The sequence below is a fragment of the Stenotrophomonas sp. AS012628 genome, from assembly GCF_010608305.1.
GTDB classification, from domain to species: Bacteria; Pseudomonadota; Gammaproteobacteria; order Xanthomonadales; family Xanthomonadaceae; genus Stenotrophomonas; species Stenotrophomonas geniculata.
In genome coordinates, this window is sequence record NZ_VMBJ01000094.1 from 1 (window position 1) to 2288 (window position 2288).

Here is a 2288-nt window from a genome sequence, read left to right on the forward strand (position 1 = left end):
GGTAGCGCCGGGCCATGCCCGGCGAGCGCAGCGGTGCGATGAAGAGCCGCCGGGCATGGCCCGGCGCTACCGGAAACATCAGGGGCGGATCCTCGCGGACCCGCCCCTTTTCTCATTTTGCTGCCGGGGCCGCGTTGGCCTGCCAGCCGCACATCTGGCCTTCGTTCTGCTGCTTCAGCCACTCGTTGACCGGAGTGAAGTACTCGATCATCGGGCCGGCATCGAGCTTGTCGGTGCCGGTCAGTTCCTTCAGCGTGGCCTGCCACGGCTGGCTGGCACCCTTGCTCAGCATTGCCCAGTACTTCTGGCCGGCTTCCTTGTTGCCGTAGAAGGTGCACTCATGCAGCGGGCCCTTGTAGCCGGACGCGTCGCACAGGCCCTTGTAGAACTGGAACTGCAGGATGCGCGCCAGGAAGTAGCGGGTGTAAGGGGTGTTGCCCGGCACGTGGTACTTCGCGCCCGGATCGAAGAACTCTTCGCCACGGGTGGCGGCCGGCGCCACGCCCTGGTACTTGGCTTTCAGGTCCCACCACGCCTTGTTGTAGTTGTCGGCGGTGATCGAGCCATCGAACACGCCCCAGCGCCAACGGTCGATCATCAGCCCGAACGGCAGGAACGACACGCCCGACAGCGCCATGCGCATCTGGTTGTTGATGACCGCCTCGCGGCTTTCGGTCGGCGCATCGACCAAGCCGATCGAGCTGAGGTACTTGGGCGTCATCGCCAGCACGATGGTGTCGCCGATTGCTTCATGGAAGCCATCGTTGGCACCGCCCTGGAACAGCGGCGGCAGCGGGTTGTAGGCCAGGTCGTAATAGATGTGGCCCAGCTCGTGGTAGATGGTGGTGAAGTTCTCTTCGTTCGGCTTGATGCACATCTTGGTGCGCACGTCGCCTTCCATGTTCATGTCCCAGGCGCTGGCGTGGCAGACCACGTCGCGGTCGTCAGGCTTGATGAACTGGGTCTTTTCCCAATAGGACTGCGGCAGCGACGGCATGCCAAGCGACACGTAGAAGTCCTGCGCGCGCTCGGTCATCTGCTTGGCGGTACGCAGTTCGGCCTCACGCTGCGCCTTGTACTGGGCGGCCACGTTGGCGTCCTTGCCGGCCTTGGCCAGCGCCGCGCTCAGGTTGGTCTGGTACTGCTTTTCCAGCGCTGCGGTGATGTCCAGGCTGCCAGCGCCCGGATACGGTTCCAGCTGGTCCCACAGGTTCGACCAGTCCTGCTGCCACATGTTGCCCAGCAGGTGCGCGGCGATCAGGCCGTTGCCCACTTCGGCCTTGTCCTTGCCGTAGGTCTTGTCCAGCTTGCCGCGTGCGTAGCAGTGCAGCTGCTCGTACATCGGCTTGACCTGTTCCCACAGGCGATCGGTTTCCGGGCCGATCTGCTCCGGCGGCATGTCGTAGCCGCTGCGCCACATCTGGCCGGCATCGGTGAAGCCCATGCCCTTGGCACCTTCGTTCACCAGGCCGACGAACTTCTGGTAGTCGCCGCGCATGCTCTTGGTGGTGCTGTGCCACCCCTGCCAGGCGTCGAGCTGCTTGTCGTAATCGCGGCTGCGTGCCAGCACCTGTTCCAGCTCGCCCAGCTGGCGGCAGGAGTTGGGATCGTTGGCGTCGGTGCAGTACTTGCCGGCACCGTAGCTGCCTTCCATGCGGGTGGCGATCTGGGTCAGCTCGGCCAGCTTGGCCGGATCGCGTGGCGCCGGCATCGAGGACATCAGTTTCAGCAGGTGGATCGCGCGCTTGCTGTCCTCGCTCATCGGCTTGCCATCGAACTTGGCGGCCTGCTCGATCCAGCTGTTGAGCTGGGTCAGCGAGCGCTCGTTGGCCTTGGCCGCGATGCGTTCGGAGTCACTGTTGATGTAGGTGGAGGACAGCCACTGCGCCGAGGTCATCTCCGGGTAGGCGGCCTTGAATTCGGCATTGATGCGGGCCACGAACTGGTCGGCGGTTTCGCCGGCCGGGGCGCTGCTGCTGGCGGTATCGGTGCCTGGGGCAGCTTCCTTCTTGCAGGCGGCCAGGGCCAGCGTGGCGACGGCGACTGCCGAGGCCAGCAGGAGATGACGGTGTTTCACGGGCGGTCCTTGGGTGGTGAACGACGGCCGAAGGCTAGTGGGCCGTCGCTGCCACCGCAAGTGGCGGAAGTCGGCCGGGCGGCGCCCGGCACCCGCAGAGGCTTTCAAGCAAGGGCAAAGGCCGAAGCAACAGCAACAGCGGACTATTCTTGGTTTGGCGGGGCGGTGTGGACTTGCAGGACACGCCGTGAACCCATCCATGGGGGCTCGA

The 2288-nt window shown here is 64.9% G+C and carries 1 protein-coding gene; it reads right to left on the minus strand.

The features are described 5' to 3' along the window. Positions 1-112: 112 nt before the first annotated feature. On the minus strand, positions 113-2077 hold the full coding sequence (locus G5A07_RS21075; protein ID WP_100446380.1) for a M2 family metallopeptidase: 1965 nt from the start codon (positions 2075-2077) through the stop codon (positions 113-115). Between the last annotated feature and the right edge of the window lie 211 nt (positions 2078-2288).